25 protein-coding genes and 1 other RNA gene are annotated in these 21,667 nt (G+C 46.1%); 19 read left to right on the forward strand and 7 right to left on the reverse strand.

Going from position 1 to position 21,667, the window contains the following annotated elements:
* The first annotated feature begins 10 nt into the window (after positions 1-10).
* Positions 11-1,126, forward strand: a complete 1,116-nt coding sequence (gene ribBA / locus ACP7FG_RS11475; RefSeq protein WP_224797155.1) for a bifunctional 3,4-dihydroxy-2-butanone-4-phosphate synthase/GTP cyclohydrolase II — start codon at positions 11-13, stop codon at positions 1,124-1,126.
* Here ribBA and ACP7FG_RS11480 read toward each other — a convergent pair whose 3' ends face one another.
* The 4 genes from ACP7FG_RS11480 to ACP7FG_RS11495 are packed head-to-tail and all read right to left on the reverse strand — an operon-like array spanning position 1,127 to position 4,491.
* The gene (locus ACP7FG_RS11480) at positions 1,127-2,020 is read right to left on the reverse strand and encodes a ketopantoate reductase family protein (RefSeq protein WP_224797598.1); all 894 of its coding nucleotides are present in this window, start codon (positions 2,018-2,020) and stop codon (positions 1,127-1,129) included.
* Positions 2,010-3,353 carry an AmpG family muropeptide MFS transporter gene (locus ACP7FG_RS11485; RefSeq protein ID WP_439226446.1) on the reverse strand — a complete coding sequence of 448 codons (1,344 nt, stop codon included), beginning with the start codon at positions 3,351-3,353 and terminating at the stop codon, positions 2,010-2,012. Before ACP7FG_RS11485 ends, ACP7FG_RS11480 begins: the two co-directional genes overlap by 11 nt.
* Positions 3,353-3,943, reverse strand: coding sequence for a peptidylprolyl isomerase (locus tag ACP7FG_RS11490; protein WP_199493865.1), 591 nt, complete (start codon positions 3,941-3,943; stop codon positions 3,353-3,355). Before ACP7FG_RS11490 ends, ACP7FG_RS11485 begins: the two co-directional genes overlap by 1 nt.
* A gap of 2 nt (positions 3,944-3,945) precedes the next feature.
* Positions 3,946-4,491, reverse strand: coding sequence for a YajG family lipoprotein (locus ACP7FG_RS11495; RefSeq protein WP_439226447.1), 546 nt, complete (start codon positions 4,489-4,491; stop codon positions 3,946-3,948).
* A 129-nt stretch (positions 4,492-4,620) separates the two neighbouring features.
* Here ACP7FG_RS11495 and ACP7FG_RS11500 point away from each other — a divergent pair, with 129 nt between their 5' ends.
* The 3 genes from ACP7FG_RS11500 to ffs all read left to right on the forward strand — a co-directional run bounded on the left by ACP7FG_RS11500 (position 4,621) and on the right by ffs (position 6,659).
* The gene (locus ACP7FG_RS11500; RefSeq protein ID WP_054491088.1) at positions 4,621-5,709 is read left to right on the forward strand and encodes a ketoacyl-ACP synthase III; all 1,089 of its coding nucleotides are present in this window, start codon (positions 4,621-4,623) and stop codon (positions 5,707-5,709) included.
* Between the two features lie 20 nt (positions 5,710-5,729).
* Positions 5,730-6,479, forward strand: a complete 750-nt coding sequence (locus ACP7FG_RS11505; RefSeq protein ID WP_439226448.1) for an enoyl-CoA hydratase — start codon at positions 5,730-5,732, stop codon at positions 6,477-6,479.
* Positions 6,480-6,562: 83 nt separating this feature from the next.
* An RNA gene (gene ffs, locus ACP7FG_RS11510) (signal recognition particle sRNA small type) lies at positions 6,563-6,659 on the forward strand.
* 16 nt (positions 6,660-6,675) lie between these two features.
* Here ffs and ACP7FG_RS11515 read toward each other — a convergent pair.
* The 3 genes from ACP7FG_RS11515 to ACP7FG_RS11525 are packed head-to-tail and all read right to left on the reverse strand — an operon-like array spanning position 6,676 to position 8,411.
* Complete coding sequence (locus ACP7FG_RS11515) at positions 6,676-6,951, reverse strand: late competence development ComFB family protein (RefSeq protein WP_054491086.1); 276 nt, start codon at positions 6,949-6,951, stop codon at positions 6,676-6,678.
* The gene (locus ACP7FG_RS11520) at positions 6,941-7,894 is read right to left on the reverse strand and encodes a histone deacetylase family protein (protein WP_439226449.1); all 954 of its coding nucleotides are present in this window, start codon (positions 7,892-7,894) and stop codon (positions 6,941-6,943) included. Before ACP7FG_RS11520 ends, ACP7FG_RS11515 begins: the two co-directional genes overlap by 11 nt.
* Positions 7,881-8,411 (reverse strand): primosomal replication protein, encoded by a 531-nt coding sequence (locus ACP7FG_RS11525; protein WP_439226450.1) that lies wholly within the window; start codon positions 8,409-8,411, stop codon positions 7,881-7,883. Before ACP7FG_RS11525 ends, ACP7FG_RS11520 begins: the two co-directional genes overlap by 14 nt.
* A gap of 466 nt (positions 8,412-8,877) precedes the next feature.
* On the opposite strand from ACP7FG_RS11525, the gene ACP7FG_RS11530 reads away from it, so the two are divergent.
* The 15 genes from ACP7FG_RS11530 (at position 8,878) to htpG (ending at position 21,598) form a co-directional block, all read left to right on the forward strand.
* Entirely contained in the window at positions 8,878-9,666 is a 789-nt protein-coding gene (locus ACP7FG_RS11530) for a DUF3450 domain-containing protein (protein ID WP_224797159.1), read from the forward strand.
* Positions 9,663-11,030, forward strand: a complete 1,368-nt coding sequence (locus ACP7FG_RS11535; RefSeq protein WP_224797160.1) for a MotA/TolQ/ExbB proton channel family protein — start codon at positions 9,663-9,665, stop codon at positions 11,028-11,030. Before ACP7FG_RS11530 ends, ACP7FG_RS11535 begins: the two co-directional genes overlap by 4 nt.
* 3 nt (positions 11,031-11,033) lie before the next feature.
* Entirely contained in the window at positions 11,034-11,558 is a 525-nt protein-coding gene (locus ACP7FG_RS11540; RefSeq protein ID WP_439226451.1) for a MotA/TolQ/ExbB proton channel family protein, read from the forward strand.
* Between the two features lie 12 nt (positions 11,559-11,570).
* The gene (locus ACP7FG_RS11545; protein ID WP_011235088.1) at positions 11,571-11,972 is read left to right on the forward strand and encodes an ExbD/TolR family protein; all 402 of its coding nucleotides are present in this window, start codon (positions 11,571-11,573) and stop codon (positions 11,970-11,972) included.
* 1 nt (position 11,973) lies between these two features.
* Positions 11,974-12,585, forward strand: a complete 612-nt coding sequence (locus ACP7FG_RS11550) for an energy transducer TonB (RefSeq protein WP_439226452.1) — start codon at positions 11,974-11,976, stop codon at positions 12,583-12,585.
* A 3-nt stretch (positions 12,586-12,588) separates the two neighbouring features.
* A complete protein-coding gene (locus ACP7FG_RS11555) occupies positions 12,589-13,887 on the forward strand; it encodes a tetratricopeptide repeat protein (RefSeq protein ID WP_439226453.1) in 1,299 nt (432 codons plus the stop codon).
* A gap of 69 nt (positions 13,888-13,956) precedes the next feature.
* A complete protein-coding gene (locus tag ACP7FG_RS11560; protein ID WP_439226454.1) occupies positions 13,957-14,766 on the forward strand; it encodes an HvfB family MNIO-type RiPP peptide maturase in 810 nt (269 codons plus the stop codon).
* Positions 14,759-15,514 carry an HvfC family RiPP maturation protein gene (locus ACP7FG_RS11565; protein ID WP_439226455.1) on the forward strand — a complete coding sequence of 252 codons (756 nt, stop codon included), beginning with the start codon at positions 14,759-14,761 and terminating at the stop codon, positions 15,512-15,514. Before ACP7FG_RS11560 ends, ACP7FG_RS11565 begins: the two co-directional genes overlap by 8 nt.
* A 66-nt stretch (positions 15,515-15,580) precedes the next feature.
* Positions 15,581-15,703, forward strand: coding sequence for a hypothetical protein (locus tag ACP7FG_RS11570; RefSeq protein ID WP_263621018.1), 123 nt, complete (start codon positions 15,581-15,583; stop codon positions 15,701-15,703).
* Between the two features lie 35 nt (positions 15,704-15,738).
* Positions 15,739-16,116: a response regulator gene (locus tag ACP7FG_RS11575; protein ID WP_439226456.1), complete on the forward strand. Its 378-nt coding sequence runs from the start codon at positions 15,739-15,741 to the stop codon at positions 16,114-16,116.
* A gap of 16 nt (positions 16,117-16,132) precedes the next feature.
* On the forward strand, positions 16,133-16,666 hold the full coding sequence (locus ACP7FG_RS11580) for an adenine phosphoribosyltransferase (RefSeq protein WP_199493852.1): 534 nt from the start codon (positions 16,133-16,135) through the stop codon (positions 16,664-16,666).
* Positions 16,667-16,691: 25 nt separating this feature from the next.
* On the forward strand, positions 16,692-18,641 hold the full coding sequence (gene dnaX / locus ACP7FG_RS11585) for a DNA polymerase III subunit gamma/tau (RefSeq protein ID WP_439226457.1): 1,950 nt from the start codon (positions 16,692-16,694) through the stop codon (positions 18,639-18,641).
* 29 nt (positions 18,642-18,670) lie between these two features.
* Positions 18,671-18,997 (forward strand): YbaB/EbfC family nucleoid-associated protein, encoded by a 327-nt coding sequence (locus ACP7FG_RS11590; protein ID WP_054491064.1) that lies wholly within the window; start codon positions 18,671-18,673, stop codon positions 18,995-18,997.
* Positions 18,998-19,013: 16 nt separating this feature from the next.
* Positions 19,014-19,619, forward strand: coding sequence for a recombination mediator RecR (gene recR, locus ACP7FG_RS11595; protein WP_054491062.1), 606 nt, complete (start codon positions 19,014-19,016; stop codon positions 19,617-19,619).
* Positions 19,620-19,684: 65 nt separating this feature from the next.
* Positions 19,685-21,598 (forward strand): molecular chaperone HtpG, encoded by a 1,914-nt coding sequence (gene htpG / locus ACP7FG_RS11600; protein ID WP_439226458.1) that lies wholly within the window; start codon positions 19,685-19,687, stop codon positions 21,596-21,598.
* Positions 21,599-21,667 lie beyond the last annotated feature (69 nt).

A 21,667-nucleotide genomic window follows, 5' to 3' on the forward strand; every position in this document is an offset into this window, starting at 1 on the left:
GTAAAGCGTTATGTCACTGCATAGCACAGAAGAGATTATTGAAGACATTCGTCAGGGAAAAATGGTTATCCTGATGGATGATGAAGATCGCGAAAACGAAGGCGACATCATTATTGCCGCTGAGTGCGTAACGCCTGAATCCATTAATTTTATGGCGCGCTACGGTCGTGGACTTATCTGCTTAACGCTCACCGAGGAACGTTGTAAGCAACTTAACCTTCCGTTAATGGTCGATAAAAACAACGCGCCTTATGCAACAAACTTTACGGTTTCCATTGAAGCCGCAGAGGGAGTAACAACGGGGATCTCTGCTGCCGACAGAGCGAAAACAGTGCTGGACGCCGTTAAAAAAGATGCTAAGCCCGAAGATTTAGTTATGCCGGGTCATATTTTCCCGTTAAAAGCGAAATCTGGTGGGGTGCTTAACCGCGCCGGACATACCGAAGCCGGTTGCGACTTAGCGCGTTTAGCTGGCTTTGAGCCTGCATCGGTTATTGTCGAAGTGTTAAACGAAGACGGCACCATGGCGCGTCGCCCTGACCTTGAAGCTTTTGCTAAAGAGCATGACATTAAAGTAGGCACCATTGCTGACCTTATTGAGTATCGCTCAATCCAGGAGAAAACCATTGAACGTGTCGCAGAATGCAGCCTGCCTACAGCCTTTGGTAAGTTTCATTTGGTGACTTATCAGGACACGATAGACAAGCAGGTGCATTATGCACTGGTTCATGGCGACTTATCCCAGGATAAGGTAACGAATGTGCGTGTTCACTTACAGGACACTTTCCATGACACCTTTTTAACCGAACGAGCTGCCAAGCGCAGCTGGCCAATTCAAAAGGCGATGTCTTATATTGCTGAACATGACGGCGTATTGGTGATTATTGGTCGTCAACAAACACCGGATAATATCATTGCACAGGTTCAGGAGTTTGAGGCACAGGACAAAGGTGAGCACAAACCTACTGCGTCAGCTTCAAATGCTTCACGGAATGTCGGTTTAGGTTCACAGATTTTGGCTGATCTTGATATTCACAAGATGCATTTAATGAGTTCACCAAAACGCTATTCGGCTTTATCAGGTTTTGGGCTTGAAGTAGTCGACTTTATTGAAGATAAAGACTGATTAAGCGTAACGCTTTTGAAATTCATTCAGGAGTTGTTGGTGAGTTGGCGTGGCAATACCTGCCGACTCACCTGTTTTAATCAAGTAACCGGTTAATTGGTCTATTTCAGTGCGCCTTTGCTGCTTGATATCCTGCAACATCGATGAGCTATTTAGCGCCGTCTCTTGTGCAACTTTCAATACTTCCCGGTGGCACATCTTAGCATCTAAGACTACGTTCTGAGTTTCAGCCACAGCAACGGCTTCGTTAACCAAACTTACGATTTGAGATTGCCATTTATCTTCAAGTAACTTGCCATTCTGGCACCCATAAATGGCTGTTAATGGGTTTATTACACAGTTAATTATTAACTTTAACCAGCGTCGCTGGCTAATATTCTGCTCAAGTACAAGTGGCGGGAAGGCGTGTTGAAGGGGTGACCAGGGCTCTGACTCTTCTTGTCTGACTTCAAGCCAACTGCGACCCGTGCCTCTGTGCTCAATACGAATAATACCGTTTTCGTTTTTGCTCTTAACTGCTCCATGAGTCGTCACCATAGGATGCAAATTAAGCTGCCTTAATGTCTTAGGTAGCTCAACCATGCCGTTATGACTCAAAACAATAGGCATACTTTTATCAAAACCTTCAAGCGCTGTTATGTGCTGCAAGGCACTAATAACATCAAAAGCTTTAACGGCAACAATGAAGACACTATTTTTCGGTATTGGTAATTGAGTTGCAGGAACTTTATAGTTTCTTTTCTCATGTGCGCGAACAAGTTGCCATTCAATAGTTGCCGCCCGGTTATGGCGTGATAACACAGAAACCGATTCGCCGTTATCGCATAACCCGCTGGCAATAAGCCCACTTACGGCTCCGGGGCCTAGCGTAATCCAGTGGTATTTAATTGGCATCACGCTGTTTCTCCAATGCCGTTAACGGCTTACGAATAAACCAAAGGAAAACCAGACTGGGTATGACCATAACCGCGGTTAGGACAAAAAACAGTGCCCAGTTACCCTGCATAGAGTCAACAATAACACCGCTGTAGGACGCTAGCATGGTTTTACCCAGGGTCCCCAGTGAGGCCATCAATGCGTATTGGGTTGCGGTGAAAGTCCGGTTACAGAGCAGGCTGATAAAAGCAACAAAGGCAACGGTAGACCAGGCACTGGTAAAGCCATCAACCAATACAGCGCTTAAAAAGAGGTTAGTATCGGGGCCGACTAACGCTATCCAGGAAAACATCAGGTTGGATGACGCCATAGCAATACCGCCAATCATTAAGCCTTTAACAATGCCCAGGCGCAGGTTGACTGCGCTGCCAAGCAAAGCAAATACAATAGTCACCCACCAGGTAACGAGTTTGGAGTAGGTACCAATTTCTGCGTTTGTGAACCCAATCTCTTTATAAAAGACTATTGACATACGACCAAGAAAGGCCTCACCAATTTTAAACAAAAAGATAAAGGCAAGAATGGATAAGGCCAGCTTTACACCGTTTCGGGAAAAGAATTCGGCTATTGGCTGAACAACAGTAATAGAAATGCGTTCTTTCATTGCTGGCCAAAAGTTAGTCAGCTTTGTTTTTATCGTGGGATCGCTATGATAAGTCGTACGACGCACAAAGAGTACAACAACGGCCAGAGCAAGCATAACGCAGCCCAGACCGAAATAAGCATGCTGCCACTGCCAGTCAACGCCATCGACAATGAAAAAGGGTAAAGCACCTAAGCCGCTGTAACCTGTCCACCAGCCAGCTGTCGTCATTGCAGCCCCGGCATTTTGTAGACGTCCCTCGGTTTCAGCAAAAGACTCAATCCTATAGGCATCAATGGCTATATCCTGAGTCGCGGAACTAACCGCTATGCCCAGAGCAATAAAGCCGGCTAAGTGCAAATTGCTTGTAATATCCAGGCTCGCCAGCGCAAAGCATCCTGCTGCAATGAGTGCCTGACACAGAAATATCCAGCTCCGTCTTTGTCCTAACCAACGAGTCAGGAGGGGAAGCTTGAGGTTATCAATAAGAGGGGACCACAAGAAGTTAATGGAATAGGCACCAAAAACCGCTCCAAAATAGCCGATGACCGAGCGCGTGAGTCCTACTTCCTGTAACCAGGCAGATAAAGCCGAGCCAATCATTACCCATGGAAATCCGCTGGCAATACCCAGCACGAATATTACCCATACACGCGATTGACGATAAACTTGTAGATCCTGCCAGAACGTCGGTTTAGTGACTGCCATCAGTTTTGCGGTACAACCTCAATGCGTTTCAGAGTCGGCGGGTCAACCGGTACGTCGGCCCAGCCTATGTCATCACTGTAAGCCTGTGACTCTAGCTCAGCCATGGCCTCCAGCACTTCAATTCCCTCAACAATGCGACCAAAGACAGCGTATCCCCAGTCACCATCATCAGGATTGAGAGAGGTGTTGTCGTTTAAATTAAAGAAAAACTGACGGGTGCCGCTGTGAGGCTCTCGTTCCCGCGCCATAGCAATAGTCCCGTATTCATTTTTCAAGCCATTACCTGACTCATTGACGATTTTCTCGTAAGAGGGTTTGTCCTGAAAGTTTTTGTCATAACCACCGCCCTGAATGACAAAACCGGGTACTAAGCGGTGGAATATGGTGCCGTTATATTGTGCTTTTTTAACGTAACGGAAAAAGTTTTTAACCGTTAAGGGAGCAGCGTCTCGGTTTAACTCAACCACAATATCACCCATAGAGGTCACCATCTTTACTCGTGGAAAAGGATTATCTGGCTGAATTTCAGCGTGACTGAAACTGAGAAAGAAGGTAGCGGCAACGCCCAGTAAATACTTCGACCACTTCATGATTAAAAGTCCTCTTGTTCTGGCAGACGCAGTTTAGGATCATTGGCAATGTCAGACAGCACAGAGTTCAACAGTTGTTTAAATTGTCGTTCAATTGTGGCCTGAGCAGGTTTCAGACCGCCTGTTGAGCTGTAGGTTCCGGAGTAAAAGTTACTGTATCTACGATTAGCGCGCATTGCTTCGACTCGTATGGTCACACTGTGCTCAAGCTCGTATTTAATCGTGTGCAGGGTGGCGTCAACCAGCGCTTTTTCAATAGTGACATACCAGGTTAAGCCTTTGTTGCTGCTCGAGCCTGTTACCGGCTGCAGTGCTTCTTCAACGATAGCTGTTAAAGGTCTTTGAGCGGGCGCGAACTCTGCTTTGTCCTCTTCTTTCTTATGACGATACAGGTAGGAGTAGGAGCGTTTATCCTCAACTTTCAACTGGTTTACTTTAGTATTAAGGCTATTTGTAACAGCATCAGCACTGATGATTAATGGATCAGGTTGGCTTTGACAGGCACTAATAAAAAGCGCAAAAGTAGCTGCAAGTATTATTCGAAACATATGATTTATCCTTTTTCCTGGCGGTCATTCACCTGACGTCGATTCGTGCTATGATACGATGAAACGGTATCGTCATAAAACACTCTATCATTATGAGGATACTAGCCGACAGAAGTAAAAGGTTTTGCCGTGACTAAATTTGCTGAAATTACCGGTTGGGGAAAATGTCTGCCACCGGCTGTAATGACCAATGATGACCTTGCGACCTTTCTTGAAACATCTGATGAATGGATTGTTTCACGAACAGGAATTTCTGAACGTAGAGTGAGCCATGTCGGGACATCTGAGTTGGCAACTGTAGCGGCGCGAAACGCGCTGGCAGCAGCTGACTTAGACCCCAGCGAACTTGATCTCATTATTGTCGGTACTTGCACTGCGGACGAAATCATCCCAAACGTCGCCTCGGCTGTACAGCGGAACATTGGTGCCAAAGACGCTGCTGCGTTTGATTTAAATGCTGCTTGCAGCAGCTTTTTATACGCTATGCATGTGGCGACTCAGTCGATAAAGACTGGTGCTCATAAAAAGGTTTTGCTCATTGGAGCAGAACGTCTTACCCGGATTCTTGACTGGACTAAACGCGAAAGTGCCGTGCTATTTGGTGACGGGGCCGGTGCTATGGTGCTTGAAGCATCAGATGAAGAAGTCGGCTTACTGGCCAGTCATATTAGCTGTGATGCGGATGCCCGTGATGTCCTCAGCCTTGATTTCGGCTTAAGCTTTGACCGTTTCGGTTTTGACGGAATTATGCAGTTTGATTTTGTTGGTCAGGAAATCTTTAAACGTGCCGTAAAAGGTATGAGTGCTGCAGTAGAGAATGTCTTCCAGCAAACAGGAATGACAACCGACGATATCGACGCGCTTATCCCACATCAGGCGAACAAACGACTCATCGATTTTCTCGGTAAAATGTGCAAAGTACCGAGTGAAAAAACGGTTATTAATATTCAGAAGTACGGAAATACTTCTTCAGCAACCTTACCTATTGCCTTTGCTGAGGCAGCTGATAACGGCATTATTAAGCCGGGTGATAGTATTATGTCGGCGGTATTTGGTGGTGGACTCACTTGCGGAGCCGGTTTAATTAAGTGGGGGCAGAGAGTCACGCCGAAACGACCTAACCAGATGGAGTTACCAGCCGGCGATAAAACGGCGCTGGAACTTATTGTCCCAATGCATGAAGCGACAAAAAAAGCGTGGAAAAACCGCGGTCAGTAGACGGTGACAGGAGACGGATTTTGAGTACTGAAGAGCTCGTACAGATTTCACAAGATAACGGCGTTGTTCGTATACGGCTAAATCGACCTGAAAAGAAAAATGCTTTTACCCAGGATATGTACACAGCGTGTAACGAAGCATTGAAAGCTGCGGACGCTGACAACTCAATTCATGCGGTACTTTTTGAATCCAGTGGTGACAGCTTTTCTGCGGGGAACGATTTAAATGACTTCTTAGCGGTTGAGAACTTAGACGAGTCGGCGCCACCATTTAAATTCCTGCATACGCTGGCGCGTGTCGAGGTTCCTGTTGTTGCGGCTGTTAACGGGTTAGCGATAGGTATTGGGACTACTTTGCTGTTGCATTGCGATATTGTTTACAGTAGCGATGAAGCCGTATTTGCCTTGCCTTTTGTACAGCTGGGGCTGTTACCTGAGGCCGCCTCTAGTCTCTTACTACCGCAAATTTGTGGTTATCAAAAAGCGGCGGAGTTGTTGCTACTTGGTGAAAGCTTTGATGCGCAGGCGGCGCAGCAAGCGGGCTTTGTTAACCATATTGTTTCGCTTGAACGTCTGCCCGTTGTGGTTGATGAAACGCTCGATAAGCTGCGTAAACAATCCAGTAAGTCGCTACGAATTTCTAAGCGGTTACTTAAGCAGCCGGCTGAATCTGTCTCTGATCGCATCAGTCGGGAAGCGACGTTTTTTGCTAAAGCATTAAGTTCAGATGAAGCTCGTCAGGCTATTGCGGCAAAGCTGCAGAAAAAGTAAGCAAAAGGTTAGCTGCGGGTTGTTTCGGTCGAATAACTGGTTCATAATGCAGCCCGCTTTGAATAAAGCGTTTATGGTGACTCTGCGGGTCCCCTCGCAACGCTAACTGGCGAACCCGGTCAGGCCCGGAAGGGAGCAGCCGTAGTCAGGGATGTGTGTGCCGAGGTGTGGCTGGTAGAGTCGCCACCCAATTTTATTAATCGCCATCAGGGCGTTTCCTTCCTTTAAGAAATTCCAATGCTTCCGTTATTGCTTTATGTACTTGCATCTCCATATCCAGTCGCTTTGAAGGGGGCAAGAAGAATGCCATATCCACCTCGTGTCGAATGTAGCGGGGCGGTAACTGATTAAGTACCAGACAACATAGGTCAGAAAGAAACTCCTGACTGTATTGCTTTTCTAGTTCTAACTCTTCTATTCGGTCGGCAACTAAGCGTTCATAGTAATTGTGGATGTCATCGTCAAACTTCATACGTTTTTCCTTCTGTTAGTAGCTGACTCTCAGTATAAACATGATAGCTGGCTCTTAGTAGTTGAGCATGAGCGCGGACTAAACGATCTAAGTTACGTTGATAACCGCCTCCGATAACGGCAGCCAGGGGAATATCTTCACACTTTGCAAAGCCTAGTACAGAAAGGTCACGTTGAAAAATTCCGGCAAGGCTAATATTCAGATGGCCGAGCTCATCACGTTGATAAATATCAACACCGGCGTCGTATAAAATAAGGTCGGGCTTAACGTCCCGCTTAATAAACTGCAGGGTCTCCTGCAAAGTATCCAGGTATTGCTGATCGGACGTATGTTTGGCTAAGGGTTTGTCTAAGTCAGACTCAACTTTAGAGAACGGAAAGTTGCGCTCGCCATGGAGTGAGCAAGTAAAAACTCTGTCGTCATTAGCAAATAGAGTAGCCGTTCCGTCTCCCTGGTGAACATCGGTATCCAATATCGCGATTTTTAAGCTTGGGTACTTAAGCAACAGTTCATTACAGGCAATTGCCAAATCATTGATTAAGCAAAAACCACTTCCCCAGTCTTTATGAGCATGATGGTAACCTCCGGAGAAGTGAATGGCGATACCACGAGTTAATGCCAACTCAGTGGTTAACAGAGTTCCTCCGGCTGAGGTTAATGTGCGCTGCAATAAGCTTTCCGACCAGGGGAAGCCAATGCGGCGCCAGAGTGTCTTTTCCATGCTGTTTTGGCGAAGCTGCTCAATGTAACCTGAACAATGCGTACGGCCGACTTGCTGCCAACTAAGAGCGCTTGGTTTATGCCATTGGTGTTCTTTGGCCCCGTGCTTAATTGCCCAATTTTTTAATAAACGGTATTTTTCTATTGGGTACCGATGCCGGGGAGGTAAGTTTAATTCACTATATATAGGTGAATAAATAAAAGGGACGTCAACCTTCTTCATAACGACTGATCTTTTTCTCCAGAGTATCAATAGCCATTTGGCATCGGTTAAGTCGTTGCTGGGCTCGTTGTATTAACACCGTATTGTTTTGAGAAACGGCGTTATCCAGGTTTTCGGTCAACCGTCTTTCATAGTCTCTGTAAGTAACAAGCTGTTGATGCAATTGCTGAATCTTATTTTGTGCCGTAATGCGGCTGTCTTGTTCTTGCTTAGGAAGCTTATTAATACGCAATGCCGTGGTTAAAGCTTCCAATTGCAGGCTCAGACGCTCCGCAAGATAATACTGAGCTTGTTGACCTTCAGTTCTTTGAAGCTGAGCAAAGGTGTCCTGAGTTTCAGTTACGTAATCAATTGCCAGATTAGAGCGTTTGCTGAAAAGTGATGGACTGAACCATTTTTCGCTCAGTTCGTTCTGCTTTTGTCGATTTTTTGCATCGATCTGCTCAGCACGCTCACTTAAATTAGTGAGCAGCTGTTCAATATGTTGTATTGACGTTGCATTTAATATCTCTCTCATGCCTTTATCTTAAAGGAATTTGGAACTTAGGTCACTAAATTGGGTCTGTCATTGAATATAGGTCGACGAATTAGTTGTTTAAAAAACGTTGAAATTCAAAAGTCAGTGTTGTTCGCCGATCAAAAAGTGATACTATTCTAGAAGGAGTAATATCCAGAGTTAGGTAGATAAGCACCTAAATTCAGGGTATGAAAAGAGTTGACGACAGGATGTTGTCCGAGAAAAAATCTGGAAATTACGCGACTCCAGATCCGTGTTCTACACTGGATATATAGCGACAGCTATAGCGCGGTTGACTCAGTTTACTTGGTTGACAGCGTATAGTCATCGTGGGAGTATTCATTGGTATTGCTGCATTTTAGGCAATAAAAATAAAGTGTAGAACTAGATCTTTTCGTCATTCAAACAACTGGTGTTTCGCGCCTTAGGCGTTGAAGCGGAAGTTAAGTCAAATTGGTTGGGAACTATGACCAAAGTAATCAAAAGAACCAAACTCGCTGCAACCCTGATGGGTGTGATGGCGTTTGCTGGCACCGGCGTTGCCGCTGCACAGCAAGTAGATGTAGCTAAGCTACAAAACGAAGAGAAGAAGATTTTGAACGCTGACGAACAGTCGCAAGAGAAAATCAACTCTTTGTTCGAGCAGAGCCAAGATCTTCTTATCGAGTATCGCTCAGTTGTTTCTGAGTACGAGAACTTGAAAGTCTATAACGATCACGTTCAGCGTTTGGTCAATGACCAAAACGCGACGCTTGAGTCTCTTCAGAAACAAATTGATGGAATCGAACGCACTAAGCAGGGCGTTGTTCCTTTGATGTATGAAATGATTGATTCGCTTGAACAGTTCGTGAAATTGGACATTCCAATTCACCGTGAAAAGCGTATGGATCGTGTTGAGCGCCTGCGTGACATCATGGACAGCTCAAGTGTTTCTACATCAGAGCAGTTCCGCCAAATCATCGAAGCTTATCAGACTGAAATGGACTACGGTTCAGGTTTGATTTCTTACCAGGGTAACCTGGAAGTTGACGGTGAGAAAGTGGCTGTTGATTATTTCCACATGGGTCGTGTTGCATTCTTAGCGCAGTCTTTAGACTTGAAAAATGCTTGGATCTACAACAACGAAACCGATGAGTGGACTGCTTTGGAAGACGAGTTTATCCGTCCTCTGACCCAAGCGATTCGTATGTCGCGTAAGCAGCTTGCTTACGATCTGGTGAAACTTCCAGTATTCGCAGCGGAGAGTGCAGAATGAATAAATTAGTTAAATCGTTAATGATTGCAGCAGCAGTCACCCTTTCTGCCGGTACGACTCTCGCTGCACAGGCTCAGGATGAAACTGAAGCTAAGAACCTTGATGAGCTGCTACAGCTTGTTGAGAAAAATCGTGTTTCTTCTCGTGAACTTAACGCTGAACGTGAGCGCGAGTTTACAGCTGCCCGTGCCGATAAGCAGGCTTTGCTTAACCAGGCTAAGCAGGAGCTAGAGGAAGAGAAAGCTCGGGGCAAACGTTTACAGGAAGAGTTTTCTGAAAACGAAGTCCAGTTGGCTAATAAAGAACAGGAACTTGAGAACGCCAAAGGTACCTTGGGTGAAATGTTCGGTGTTGTGCGTGGTGCAGCGACAGAAACTATCGGTCGTATTGCGACTTCTATCATCAGTGCACAGTATCCCGGTCGTGAAGACGTTCTGGAAAGTCTGTCTGAAGCGAAAGAACTTCCAACTTTGGAAGAACTTGAAGAGCTTTGGAAAGCGTTGCTAACTGAAATGGTAGAGTCAGGTAAAGTGGTTAAATTCAATACGGATGTAACCTTACTTGACGGTGGTAGTGAAACTCGTGAAGTGGTTCGTGTTGGTACCTTTAACTTAATTTCCGGTGACCAATACCTATTATATAATGATACCATAGAGCAAGTTCAGCCGTTAGGTCGTCAGCCTCAGGGGAGTGCCACTTCTCAAGCTGAAGAATTTGCTAATACCGACGAAGGTTATGAAGGTGTATTCCTTGACCCTTCAAAAGGTCAGATTCTTAGCTTGTTAACTGGCAAAGCGACTTTGGAAGAGCGTTATCATCAAGGTGGTACTGTTGGTTATGTTATTACTGCAGTATTAATTCTTGGTCTGTTAATTTCTGTATTCAAGTTGGTTACCTTGACAGCAGCTGCCGGAAAAATCCGTTCTCAGTTGAAGAATCCTGAACAGCCTAAAGACAACAACGCATTAGGTCGTATTCTAAAAGTTTATCAAGAGAATAAGAATGCAGATGTTGAAAACTTAGAACTGAAACTGGACGAAGCAATTCTGCGTGAAACGCCTAGAGTTGAAAGTGGCATTAATGTCATCAAGATTCTTGCGGCTATCGCGCCATTGCTTGGTCTGTTGGGTACGGTTGTTGGTATGATTGGTACTTTCCAGTCGATTACACTGTTTGGTACCGGTGATCCGAAAATCATGGCCGGTGACATCTCTATGGCGTTGGTAACAACGGCTATGGGTCTGATTGCGGCTATACCATTGATTTTGGCTCACAGTATTGTGGCTTCTCGCGGCAAGTCTATTGTTCATATTCTGGACGAGCAAGCAGCGGGTATCGTAGCCTCGCATTCGGAGAAGGAGTAACCCATGCTTTACCTGATGGAACTTTGGGAATCTATCAGGGATTTTCTGGCTACCGGTGGCGATGTCCTGTACATCGTCATGGGGGTGCTCTTTCTAATGTGGGTACTGATGATTGAGCGTTATTGGTACCTTACAAGTGCTTTCCCTAAACTTCGCAAAGAAATTATTGCGAAATGGGATGCCCGTAAGGACACCACCTCATGGTACGCCCATAGAATCCGTGAAGCATGGATTTCCGAAGCGAACGATAAACTGAATGCACGTATTCTGTTGATAAAAACTTGTGTTGCCTTATGTCCGTTAGTCGGACTGCTGGGTACCGTGACAGGTATGATTGCGGTGTTTGAAATCATGGCAGTACAAGGGACGGGTAACCCTCGTCTAATGGCGTCGGGTATCTCGATGGCTACTATCCCGACAATGGCGGGAATGGTTGCTGCGTTATCCGGTATGTTTTTCGCGACGCGTCTTGAAAGTAGAGCACGTAGAGCGAAAGAAGGCCTTGTTGACAGTTTGCCACATCACTAAGAGAGTAAAACTATGGCACGTAATCGTAATCGAGAAGAGGAAGATGCGTCGATCGACATGACGCCGATGCTCGACATCGTCTTCATTATGTTGATCTTCTTTATCGTAACGACCTCATTCGTCAAAGAAGCAGGTATTCAGGTTAATAAACCTGAAGCCAGTAACACGACCAAGGAGCCTTCAGCTAACATCTTTATCGCAATTCGCGATACTGGTGAAGTCTGGATGGACAAGCGTCAAGTAGATGTAGAGCGTGTAGGCGCAAACATTGAACGTATGCTTGCCGAGCAGCCGACTGACGTTGTTGTGATCCAGGCCGATAAGAAAGCTGAGCATGGTGTCGTTGTAGAAGTCATGGACCAGGTTAAGGAAGCGGGTATCGATAAGATATCCATAGCTGCGGAGAATAACTAATATGGTGCGCTTTTTAGTATCTTTACTACTAGGTGCCGCCGTTACGTTTGCTCTGTTTGCTTTCATGGCTTACTTAATCGGCGGAGGAGCGCAGCGCAACGAAGCGCCGCCTCCAACCCCGGTTATTGACATCGTAACGTCGCCACCTGAGTCTGACGTTCAGGAGCGTCGGCGTACTCCGCCGCCGCCACCGCCGCCGCCGGAGCAACCACCAGAAACACCACAGTCTGAGCCAGATACAACAGACAGTGGAATGAACATGAACATGGGTTTTGATGTTGATGTTGGTGGAGCTGATACAGGACTTTCTGGTCCAGGCGGAGGTTTAAGTTCTGACGGTGACGCAACACCAATTGTTCGAATTGAACCGCGTTATCCGCCATCAGCAGCCAGAAATGGCACCGAAGGTTGGGTACAATTGCGCTTCACTATCGATCAACAAGGTGGTGTAACTGATGTTGAAATCATCGATTCTGAACCTCGTCGAGTATTTGATCGTGAGGCACGGCGTGCGTTATTGCGCTGGAAATATAAGCCTAAGATTGTAGACGGTAAGCCTATTCGTCAGGAAGGCATGACCGTTCAGCTCGACTTCACAATGGATGGGAACTAAGAAATGAAATATATATTAAAAACATTTGTTAGTGTCCTGGCTTTTGCTTCGGTTATGTCGATGACAACGGTTCAGGCTTCGGCTCAGGATTTTGGCTTCAGCATACCGGATCAAGAGACCGTTGAGGCGCAAAAAAAAGCTCGCGACAATAAAGCTGCTTCGCAGAGTATTGGACGAGCTATCATGGACGCCTTCGAGCTGTATGAAGAAGAAAAAATTAAGGAAGCAATAGCTGTTCTTGAAGAACAGGATCCTGACCCAGGTTACGACTCTGCTTACCTGGGCCGCTTTCTTGGAAATCTTTATGCAGCTGATGAGCGCATGGCCGACGCTTTAGAAGTTTTGAAAGACGCTGTTGATCAAGACGTGCTTGGTTGGAACGACCAGGCAGCAGCGATGAAACTGGTAGGGCAGATTAGTCTTCAGGAAGAAAAGTACGAGCAGAGTCTTGAATACCTTAAAAATTGGATTCAATTTACAGGTAAACGCGACTCTCAAGTTTTCTTATATATGGCTAATGCCCACTATCAGTTAAAGAACTTTGCTAAGGTCATTCCGTTTGCAGAGGCATCTTTAGAAGCTGCAGATAAGCCAGAAAAGAACGTTTACAATTTGATGATGGCCTCTTACTACGAGCGTAAGATGTATCCTGAAGCAATTGGTGTTCTTGAAGAAGGTTTGAATAAGCTTCCAGAGGTTACTACTTGGTGGCCACAGTTAGCTCAATTCTACATGTTAGAAGAAAACTTATCTAAGTCTCTTCAAACTTTGGAAGTGGCGTATTTAGCCGGATATCTGAGTACAGAGAGCCAGTTTAAAATGTTGGTTCAGTTGTACGACAATGAGGGTATTCCGTATAAAGCAGCTACTACCATGGAAAAGCATGTAAAAGCTGGTGATATTGAGGAATCGGCTCGAAACTTTGCAACTATTGCAAACAGTTACCACAGAGCGAAAGAGCTTGATGAAGCCGTTTCTTGGTATGAGCGCGCAGCGGAAGCAACTAACGACTCTGGCGACAAAGGTGAATATTACCGTAAGCAAGGTAACTTGATGCTGTTGAATGAACAGTATATTGCGGCAACTGAACCTTTGAAGAGAGCCCTGGACTACCTTGAGCGTGAAGACGAAGGTCGTGTCTATATGTCATTAGCAGAAGCGTATTTCTATGGTGGTGACTATCGCCAGGCAATGCGGTATGTTGATGAAGCGGCAACCTTTGACGGTCAACGTCGCAGTGCTCGCAGCTGGAGAGGCTACATTAGGTCGACAGCAGAGCGAAAAGGTATCGATCTCGATTAATCACTTTTCGTTTGAACTGCACTGTAAAACCCGGCCACTGTGTCGGGTTTTTGTTTTTCAGAGGGTAATATGAAACCGAATTCAATAGGTCTCGGCTTAAGAAATGAGTTACTGGATGCTGCTTTAGCAGGTGATATTGATGCCGACTTCCTGGAGCTCGCGCCGGAAAATTGGATCCCTTTTAAAGGGCGTCGTTTAGAAACTCTGGCGAAAGTTGCCGAGAATTATCGCTTAACCAGCCACGGGTTGTCATTGTCTATTGGTAGCCAGGACCCCCTGGACTATGCTTTTCTGAAAGACGTTAAACAGTTTGTGTCGCAATTTAATGTTGAAATCTACAGTGAGCATTTAAGTTACTGCTCACATAAAGGACAGCTATACGACCTATTGCCTATACCTTTCACGGCCGATGCGGTTTCTCATGTTATAGACAGAATTAAAAATGTTCAGCACTATTTAGAAAGACCTCTAATATTGGAAAATGTATCTTATTACGCGAGTCCGGCACCTGAATTAAGTGAGTTAGACTTTATCTGTCAGGTGTTGAGGCGAAGCAATTGTAAGCTGCTACTTGATGTGAATAATGTCTTTGTAAACAGCGTGAATCACCATTATAACCCTCGAGATTTTATAGCTGGCTTACCCTCAGAAAAAATCGCCTACGGGCATATAGCGGGGCATCATGAGGAGTTCGACGATCTTTATGTTGATACGCATGGTGCTAAAGTAAAAGATGAAGTGTATGAGTTGTTGGATTACGCTTATAAGTGCCATGGCGTTTATCCGACTCTTCTGGAAAGGGACTTTAACTTCCCGGCTTTGTCTGAGTTAAATGGCGAGTTGAACCAAATTAGAGCGATACAAAAGCGCCATGAGTAATGACACATTCAAACAAATTCAGGACCGCTTTGTTCAGCAACTGAAAGATCCACAAAAAAACGTAGAAGAACCGTGGTTAGCTGATATTGAAGAGCGGCGGATGGCAATTTATCAGCGGTTACTCCGTAATAACATTTTTCGCTTTATAGACAGTGCTTTTCCGGTCCTCAAAAAGCTATGCGATGAAGAACAATGGCAAGCAACTAAAGAGCAGTTCTTTCGCTCTTTTTCGTCAAACTCTCCATACTTTACTGGTATTGCTAAAAGCTTTGTTGAGTATTTGCAGTCTGATAATGCACTTTTTGTCTTTGCTCCGGAACTCGCGCATTACGAATGGCTTGAACTCGAAGTGGAGCAAAAGCCGTGGCCGGAAAGCCATATTTGTGTGACAGATGAGCTTCATGAAGAGCAAATCATAGGCCTAAACCCAACGGCGGTTATTTCTGCATATCAGTATCCGGTTGACGAAATCGGTATTGAATTTAAACCGGAGAGACCGCTCTCACAACCGCGCTTTTTAGTTGTGTTTCGCGACGCGGAAGGAAAGGTTCGTTTTGTTCGTATAAATGCAATGACTTACCTGCTTTTAACAGAGCTACAAAGCCGCAATTATATTAGGCTGCAAGATTTTTTTGATTTGTTGCCGGAACTGCTTCCTCAATGGCCGGCTGAGCAAATTCAGGAGGGGGCTGAGCAGACGTTGCAACAGTTCGCTTCGCAGCAATTGTTATTGAGAGTAAAGAGCTGAATTCAACTTTTATCGTTGCTGAGGATCGAGTATGATCAGCACCGATTTCATCGAGAGGTAAAAGTTATGTCATCAGAAACATTTAAAGAACCGGCAGGCAAAGGCTTTTTGCTTATAGCCGTGGTTTTATTTCTAATTGCTGGCTGCTTGCCATTAATTTTACGTTTAGCACAGGTTATTTCCGCTTAATCAGCTCCTCACTAACTATCAGGTAAACGACATTTATGTCAGTCTCTTTGCTCGTTGTCGAGGATAAAGACAAAACCCTTCAATCCATTTGTAAGATGATAGAACCGCTAGGCTTTGAGGTAACGACAGCCCGCGACGGTCTGGACGGTTTAAGTAAGGCGAAACAGCAGTATTTTGATGTTATTTTGCTGGATCATAAAATGCCGGTGATGGATGGTTTGTCATTACTGAAAAACTTACGTGAATTAGAGGTTTATCAGCACAGTCCTTTATTATTTATGTCAACTCAGGACATGGTGGAAATAGAACCTAAAGCGTTAAAAGCTGGTGCAACTCAATGCCTTGCGAAGCCTTTGCATGAGGACTTCCTGCTCGATACTTTGAAAACCTGGGCGGTGCGTTTTGTTGCTTAGTAAAGAGAGCAAGAACATGGAATTAACTGTAGAAGGTATTCGGGACTCAATAGGTGCTATTCCTGATTACCCTAAGCCGGGTATTATCTTTCGTGATATCACTCCATTGTTGCAAAACCCTGCGGCTTTTGAACTGTCAATTAACACGTTAAAGCAAAGATATGAGCAGACTGGAATAACTCAAATAGCGGCAATTGAAGCACGAGGTTTCATATTTGGCTCAGCGTTAGCTTATGCAATGGGCTGTGGTGTCACTCTCTTGCGTAAGCCCGGAAAGTTGCCCGGCAAGGTAGTAAGCCAGAGTTACGATTTAGAGTATGGTTCTGACGAATTGCAAATGCACGAGAACGCATTGACCGCAAACGATAGGGTCTTAATTGTTGACGACTTGCTCGCCACTGGCGGGACCGTAGTTGCGGCTCATAAGCTGATTAAAGCAACCGGCGCCGAAGTAGAGGAAGCCGCTTTTGTGGTCTCATTACCTGAGTTAGGTGGTGAAGATAAATTGCAGCAGGCAGGCGTTGCGTGCTATACCTTATGTCAGTTTTAACGAGACAGAGTTAAGAATCTCCCCTATGAGCTATCAGGTACTGGCAAGAAAATGGCGACCTTCCCAGTTTGCGGAAGTTGTTGGTCAACAACATGTTTTGAAACCGCTTGAACATGCGCTGGATAAGCAAAGGTTGCACCATGCCTACTTGTTTACCGGAACACGAGGCGTCGGTAAAACGACCATTGCGCGCATATTAGCTAAAGCTCTTAACTGCGAGCAAGGCATTACTTCGACCCCGTGCGGGCAATGCAGTGCTTGTCTTGAGATAGAGCAGGGGCGCTTTGTCGACTTGCTCGAAATAGACGCCGCGTCAAGAACGAAAGTTGAAGATACCCGGGAGTTACTGGATAACGTTCAATATCGTCCGACCCGCGGACGCTATAAGGTTTACCTGATTGATGAAGTCCACATGTTGTCGCGGCACAGTTTTAATGCGTTGCTTAAAACGCTGGAAGAGCCGCCTGAACACGTAAAGTTCTTATTGGCGACAACTGACCCTCAAAAACTTCCTGTGACCATTTTGTCACGCTGTCTGCAATTTAACTTAAAGGCGTTGTCGAACGACGATATTTCACAGCAGCTTAATTACGTTCTGGGACAGGAGCAGGTTCAGGCGGACGCTGACGCGCTACCATTATTAGCTCGCTCTGCTCGTGGCAGCATGCGTGATGCCTTGAGTTTAACCGATCAAGCAATCGCTCAGGGCAACGGCGCTGTGAGTATTGACAGTGTCAGACGCATGCTGGGTAATGTACCGGTCGCTGACATTGCGGCCTTACTGGATTGTGTTCTTGATGGTGAAGCCGAAAGTGTCATGCAGCGTGTTGACGCTATGGTTTCTATGGTGCCGGACTTAAGCTCCGTGCTGGTTGAGCTGCAAAGTTTACTGCATCAACTGGCGTTGGTACAGCAAGTGCCAGGTGCAGCAAACGCCTTTGAGAATAGCGATGTATTAAAGCCGCTTTTACGGCGCATGCCGGCCGAGTTAATTCAGGTATTTTATCGTATTGTTCTGGAAGGGCGTCGTGAGCAAGCCTATGCTATTGACGCGCGCAGCGGTCTGGAAATGACTCTGTTGAGAATGCTCTGCTTTCGCCCTGCAGAAAACGATAGCTATAACGATACCAGTGAACTGAGTGCCACCGCGCATACCGATGTTCCTCATTCACATTTGGCCAGCGCCGAAGTGAATGAGCCCGCTGTCGAAGCTATGCCTGAGTCAGTGCCTGAATCAGAGTTAGAACCGGAACCGACAGAGCCGATGCCGCCGGAACTCGAGTCCCGGTACCAATCGGAGCCCGAGCACCAAGCAGAATCCAAGCATCAACCGGAACCTGACTTCAGTTATTCGGAACCAACGGAAACACAGCAACAAGACTCCGGTGTTTCCGATCTATTGCGTGTTCGTGAGCAGTTGGCGGAAAAAAAAAAGCCAGACAACAGTAATGAATCGGTAGTCACTCCGGCCGTTAGTGAAGAGACTCCAACTACCCCAGAACCTGAGCCCGAAACACGACAAGAGCCCTTGGCTGAAGCTGTATCAGCCAGGGACTACCAATTCCCTGAGTTAAATGACGATATCCGAGAAGCCGCAGAAATCGATAAATGGAGTGCGATGATCGCCGGCATGGACATTTCAGGTTTAGCGCGTCAGGTACTACTTAATTCAGAGTTAAAAAAGGTTGGGGACGATGACTGGCTCATTCTGGTTGCAGAAGAGCAGAAGAGTTTATTGAACGATTCAACCAGTGAAGCCGTCAGAGAGTCACTAACCGGATTGTTAGGGCCAGCTGCACGGGTGCAGTTTGATATTGGCGTTCCGAGTCAGCCGACGCCTCTTATGGTGCAGCAGCATATTGATCAGTACCGGCATCGGCGTGCTTGCGAAATATTGCAGGCCGACACCGGTGTACAGGAATTACAGCAAAGGTTTCAAGCGCAGGTTGATGAATCATCAATTCAGGCGCGTTAATTTTATAAAGCTTAAACGAGGAAATAATTATGTTTAAAGGTGGAATGGGTAACATGATGAAGCAGGCGCAACAAATGCAGGAGCGCATGCAAAAAGCCCAGGAAGAAGTGGCTAACATGGAAGTCACTGGCGAAGCCGGTGCCGGGTTAGTAAAAGTGACGATGCTTGGCAACCACAATGTTAAACGTGTGAGTATTGACCCAAGCTTGATGGAAGACGACCAGGAAATGTTGGAAGATTTGATTGCAGCTGCGACCAACGACGCTGTGCGCCGTGTTGAAGAGACCAGCAAAGAGCATATGTCCGAAATTACAGGCGGCATGGGCTTACCTCCTGGCTTTAAAATGCCGTTCTAAGAAGTAAGGTCAGTTCATGAGTATTAGTCCGGCAATTGATCAGCTTGTTGATAATTTAAAGCGTCTGCCAGGTGTTGGTCAGAAATCAGCACAGCGTATGGCATTTCATTTGCTTGAACGCGATCGCGGCGGCGCCTCCCGGCTTGCCGAATCTTTGCAGTCCGCTGTTGAAAAAGTGGGGCACTGCGAGTGTTGCCGGACCTTAACTGAAGAGCCGCTGTGTCGAATTTGCAGCAATCCGATGCGGCGTGAGAACGGTGTGCTCTGTGTGGTTGAAACACCCGCCGACGTGCTTGCGATTGAACAAACTTCGCAGTTCCAGGGCCGCTATTTTGTGTTAATGGGGCATTTGTCGCCGCTGGACGGTATTGGGCCGTCAGACATTGGTTTGGATGAGCTTGAGCGACAGTTGCAGAATGAACCCGTTGAAGAGATTGTTCTGGCAACGAATCCGACGGTAGAAGGTGATGCTACCGCGCACTATATTGCCGATATTGCCGCCCAACAGAATATCAATACTACCCGAATAGCTCATGGCGTGCCGGTTGGTGGTGAGTTGGGCTATGTCGACCAAACGACTTTAGGTCACGCCTTCAGCGGTCGAAAACAATTTTCCCGATGACTTGAAAATATCTCCTGCGCCCCCATTGTTATTGGCATAGGTAATAACAGCAGGAGAAATATACTATGGCGGAAGCCGGTCAAATGGAAAAACATGGATTTCAGACAGAAGTAAAACAACTGCTTCACCTGATGATCCATTCTCTGTATTCCAATAAAGAAATTTTCTTACGCGAACTGGTCTCAAATGCGTCTGACGCAGCAGATAAACTGCGTTTTAAAGCCTTAAGCGATAACTCGCTGTATGGCGACGACAGCGACCTGCACGTTCGGGTTTCTGTTGATAAAGACAGCCGCACCATCACTATCAGTGACAATGGCGTTGGCATGACTCGTGACGATGTCATGAACAACCTGGGAACCATTGCCAAGTCAGGTACCGCTGAATTCTTTGGTCAACTGTCCGGCGACGAAGCAAAAGACAGCAAGCTTATTGGTCAGTTTGGTGTTGGCTTCTATTCAGCCTTTATCGTTGCCGATGAAGTTACCGTAAGAACTCGTTCAGCATTAGATAAAGACGCTCGCGGAGTTGAATGGCGCTCGCAAGGTGAGGGTGATTTCGAAATTGCTGACATTGATAAAGCCCGGCGTGGCACCGATATTATTCTGCACCTGAAAGACGATGCCGATGAATTCTTAGATGAAAACCGTCTGCGTGGCATCATCAATAAATATTCAGAACACTTGAGTATCCCGGTTCAAATGTGGAAAGAACCCGTACCTGAGTCAGAAGACGACGAAGGCAACAAATTAGAAGGGCAACCCGGCGAATGGGAAACTGTAAACTCAGGTCAGGCACTCTGGACTCGTGAGAAGTCAGAAATTACTGACGAAGAATACAAAGAGTTTTACAAGACTGTCGCACATGACTTTGATGAGCCACTTTTATGGAGTCACAACAAAGTCGAAGGCACGACCGAGTATACTAATTTACTGTATATTCCTAAACGCGCTCCGTGGGACTTGTGGAACCGTGAGCAGCAGCACGGTGTTAAGCTTTATGTGAAGCGCGTATTCATTATGGATGACGCTGAGCAGTTAATGCCCACTTATCTGCGTTTTGTGCGTGGCCTGGTCGATTCAAACGACTTACCACTGAACGTTTCACGTGAAATTCTGCAGGACAATAAAATTACCCGTGCTATGCGGAACGGCAGTACCAAAAAAGTGCTGCAGATGCTGAAAAAGCTGGCAAAAGACGATAAAGAACAGTATCAACAGTTCTGGGATACTTTCGGTAACGTTCTGAAGGAAGGTCCGGCAGAAGATCATACCAACCGTGAACGTATCGCTGAACTCCTGCGTTTTGCTTCGACCCACAATGAAGGCGCGGTTCAGTCAGTCAGCCTGGATGACTACATTGAGCGTATGAAAGAAGGTCAGGATAAGATTTTCTACATTGTGGCTGACAGCTACGAAGCCGCCAGAAACAACCCTGCGCTGGAGATCTTCAACAAGAAAGGCATTGAAGTTTTACTGCTTTCTGAGCGTATCGATGAGTGGTTAATGAGCCACCTGACAGAGTTTAAAGAGAAGCAATTGCAGTCAGTTACTCGTGGTGATCTGGACTTAGGTGAACTGGACGACGAGGAAGATAAGGTTGAACAGGAAAAAGCCGAAGAGGCCTTCAAAGCGAACCTTGAGCGTTTTGAAAAAGCATTAGGCGATAAAGTGAAGAAGGTTCGCGTAACTCACCGGTTAACCGACTCGCCAGCCTGTATCATTACCGATGACAATGATATGAGCACGCAGATGGCCAAGTTGATGGAAGCTGCTGGACAGGCGGTTCCTGAAACTAAGTATATCTTTGAAGTGAACCCTGAGCATCCACTGGTAGAACGGATGCTGACTAAGGACGAGGACACATTTAAAGAGTGGGCCGAGGTATTATTGGACCAGGCTACTTTGGCAGAGCGGGGTAACCTGAAAGACCCTGCCTCTTTTGTCACCCGCCTTAATAAATTAATGCTAAACGCTTAATTTTGCACCTTCTGCTGCGGGTAAGTCATTGCCCGCAGCGTCTTTCTGAGCTTGTAATAGCCCGCCCGT

The sequence above is a fragment of the Idiomarina sp. ST10R2A5 genome (assembly GCF_051842325.1).
Lineage (GTDB): Bacteria > Pseudomonadota > Gammaproteobacteria > Enterobacterales > Alteromonadaceae > Idiomarina > Idiomarina abyssalis.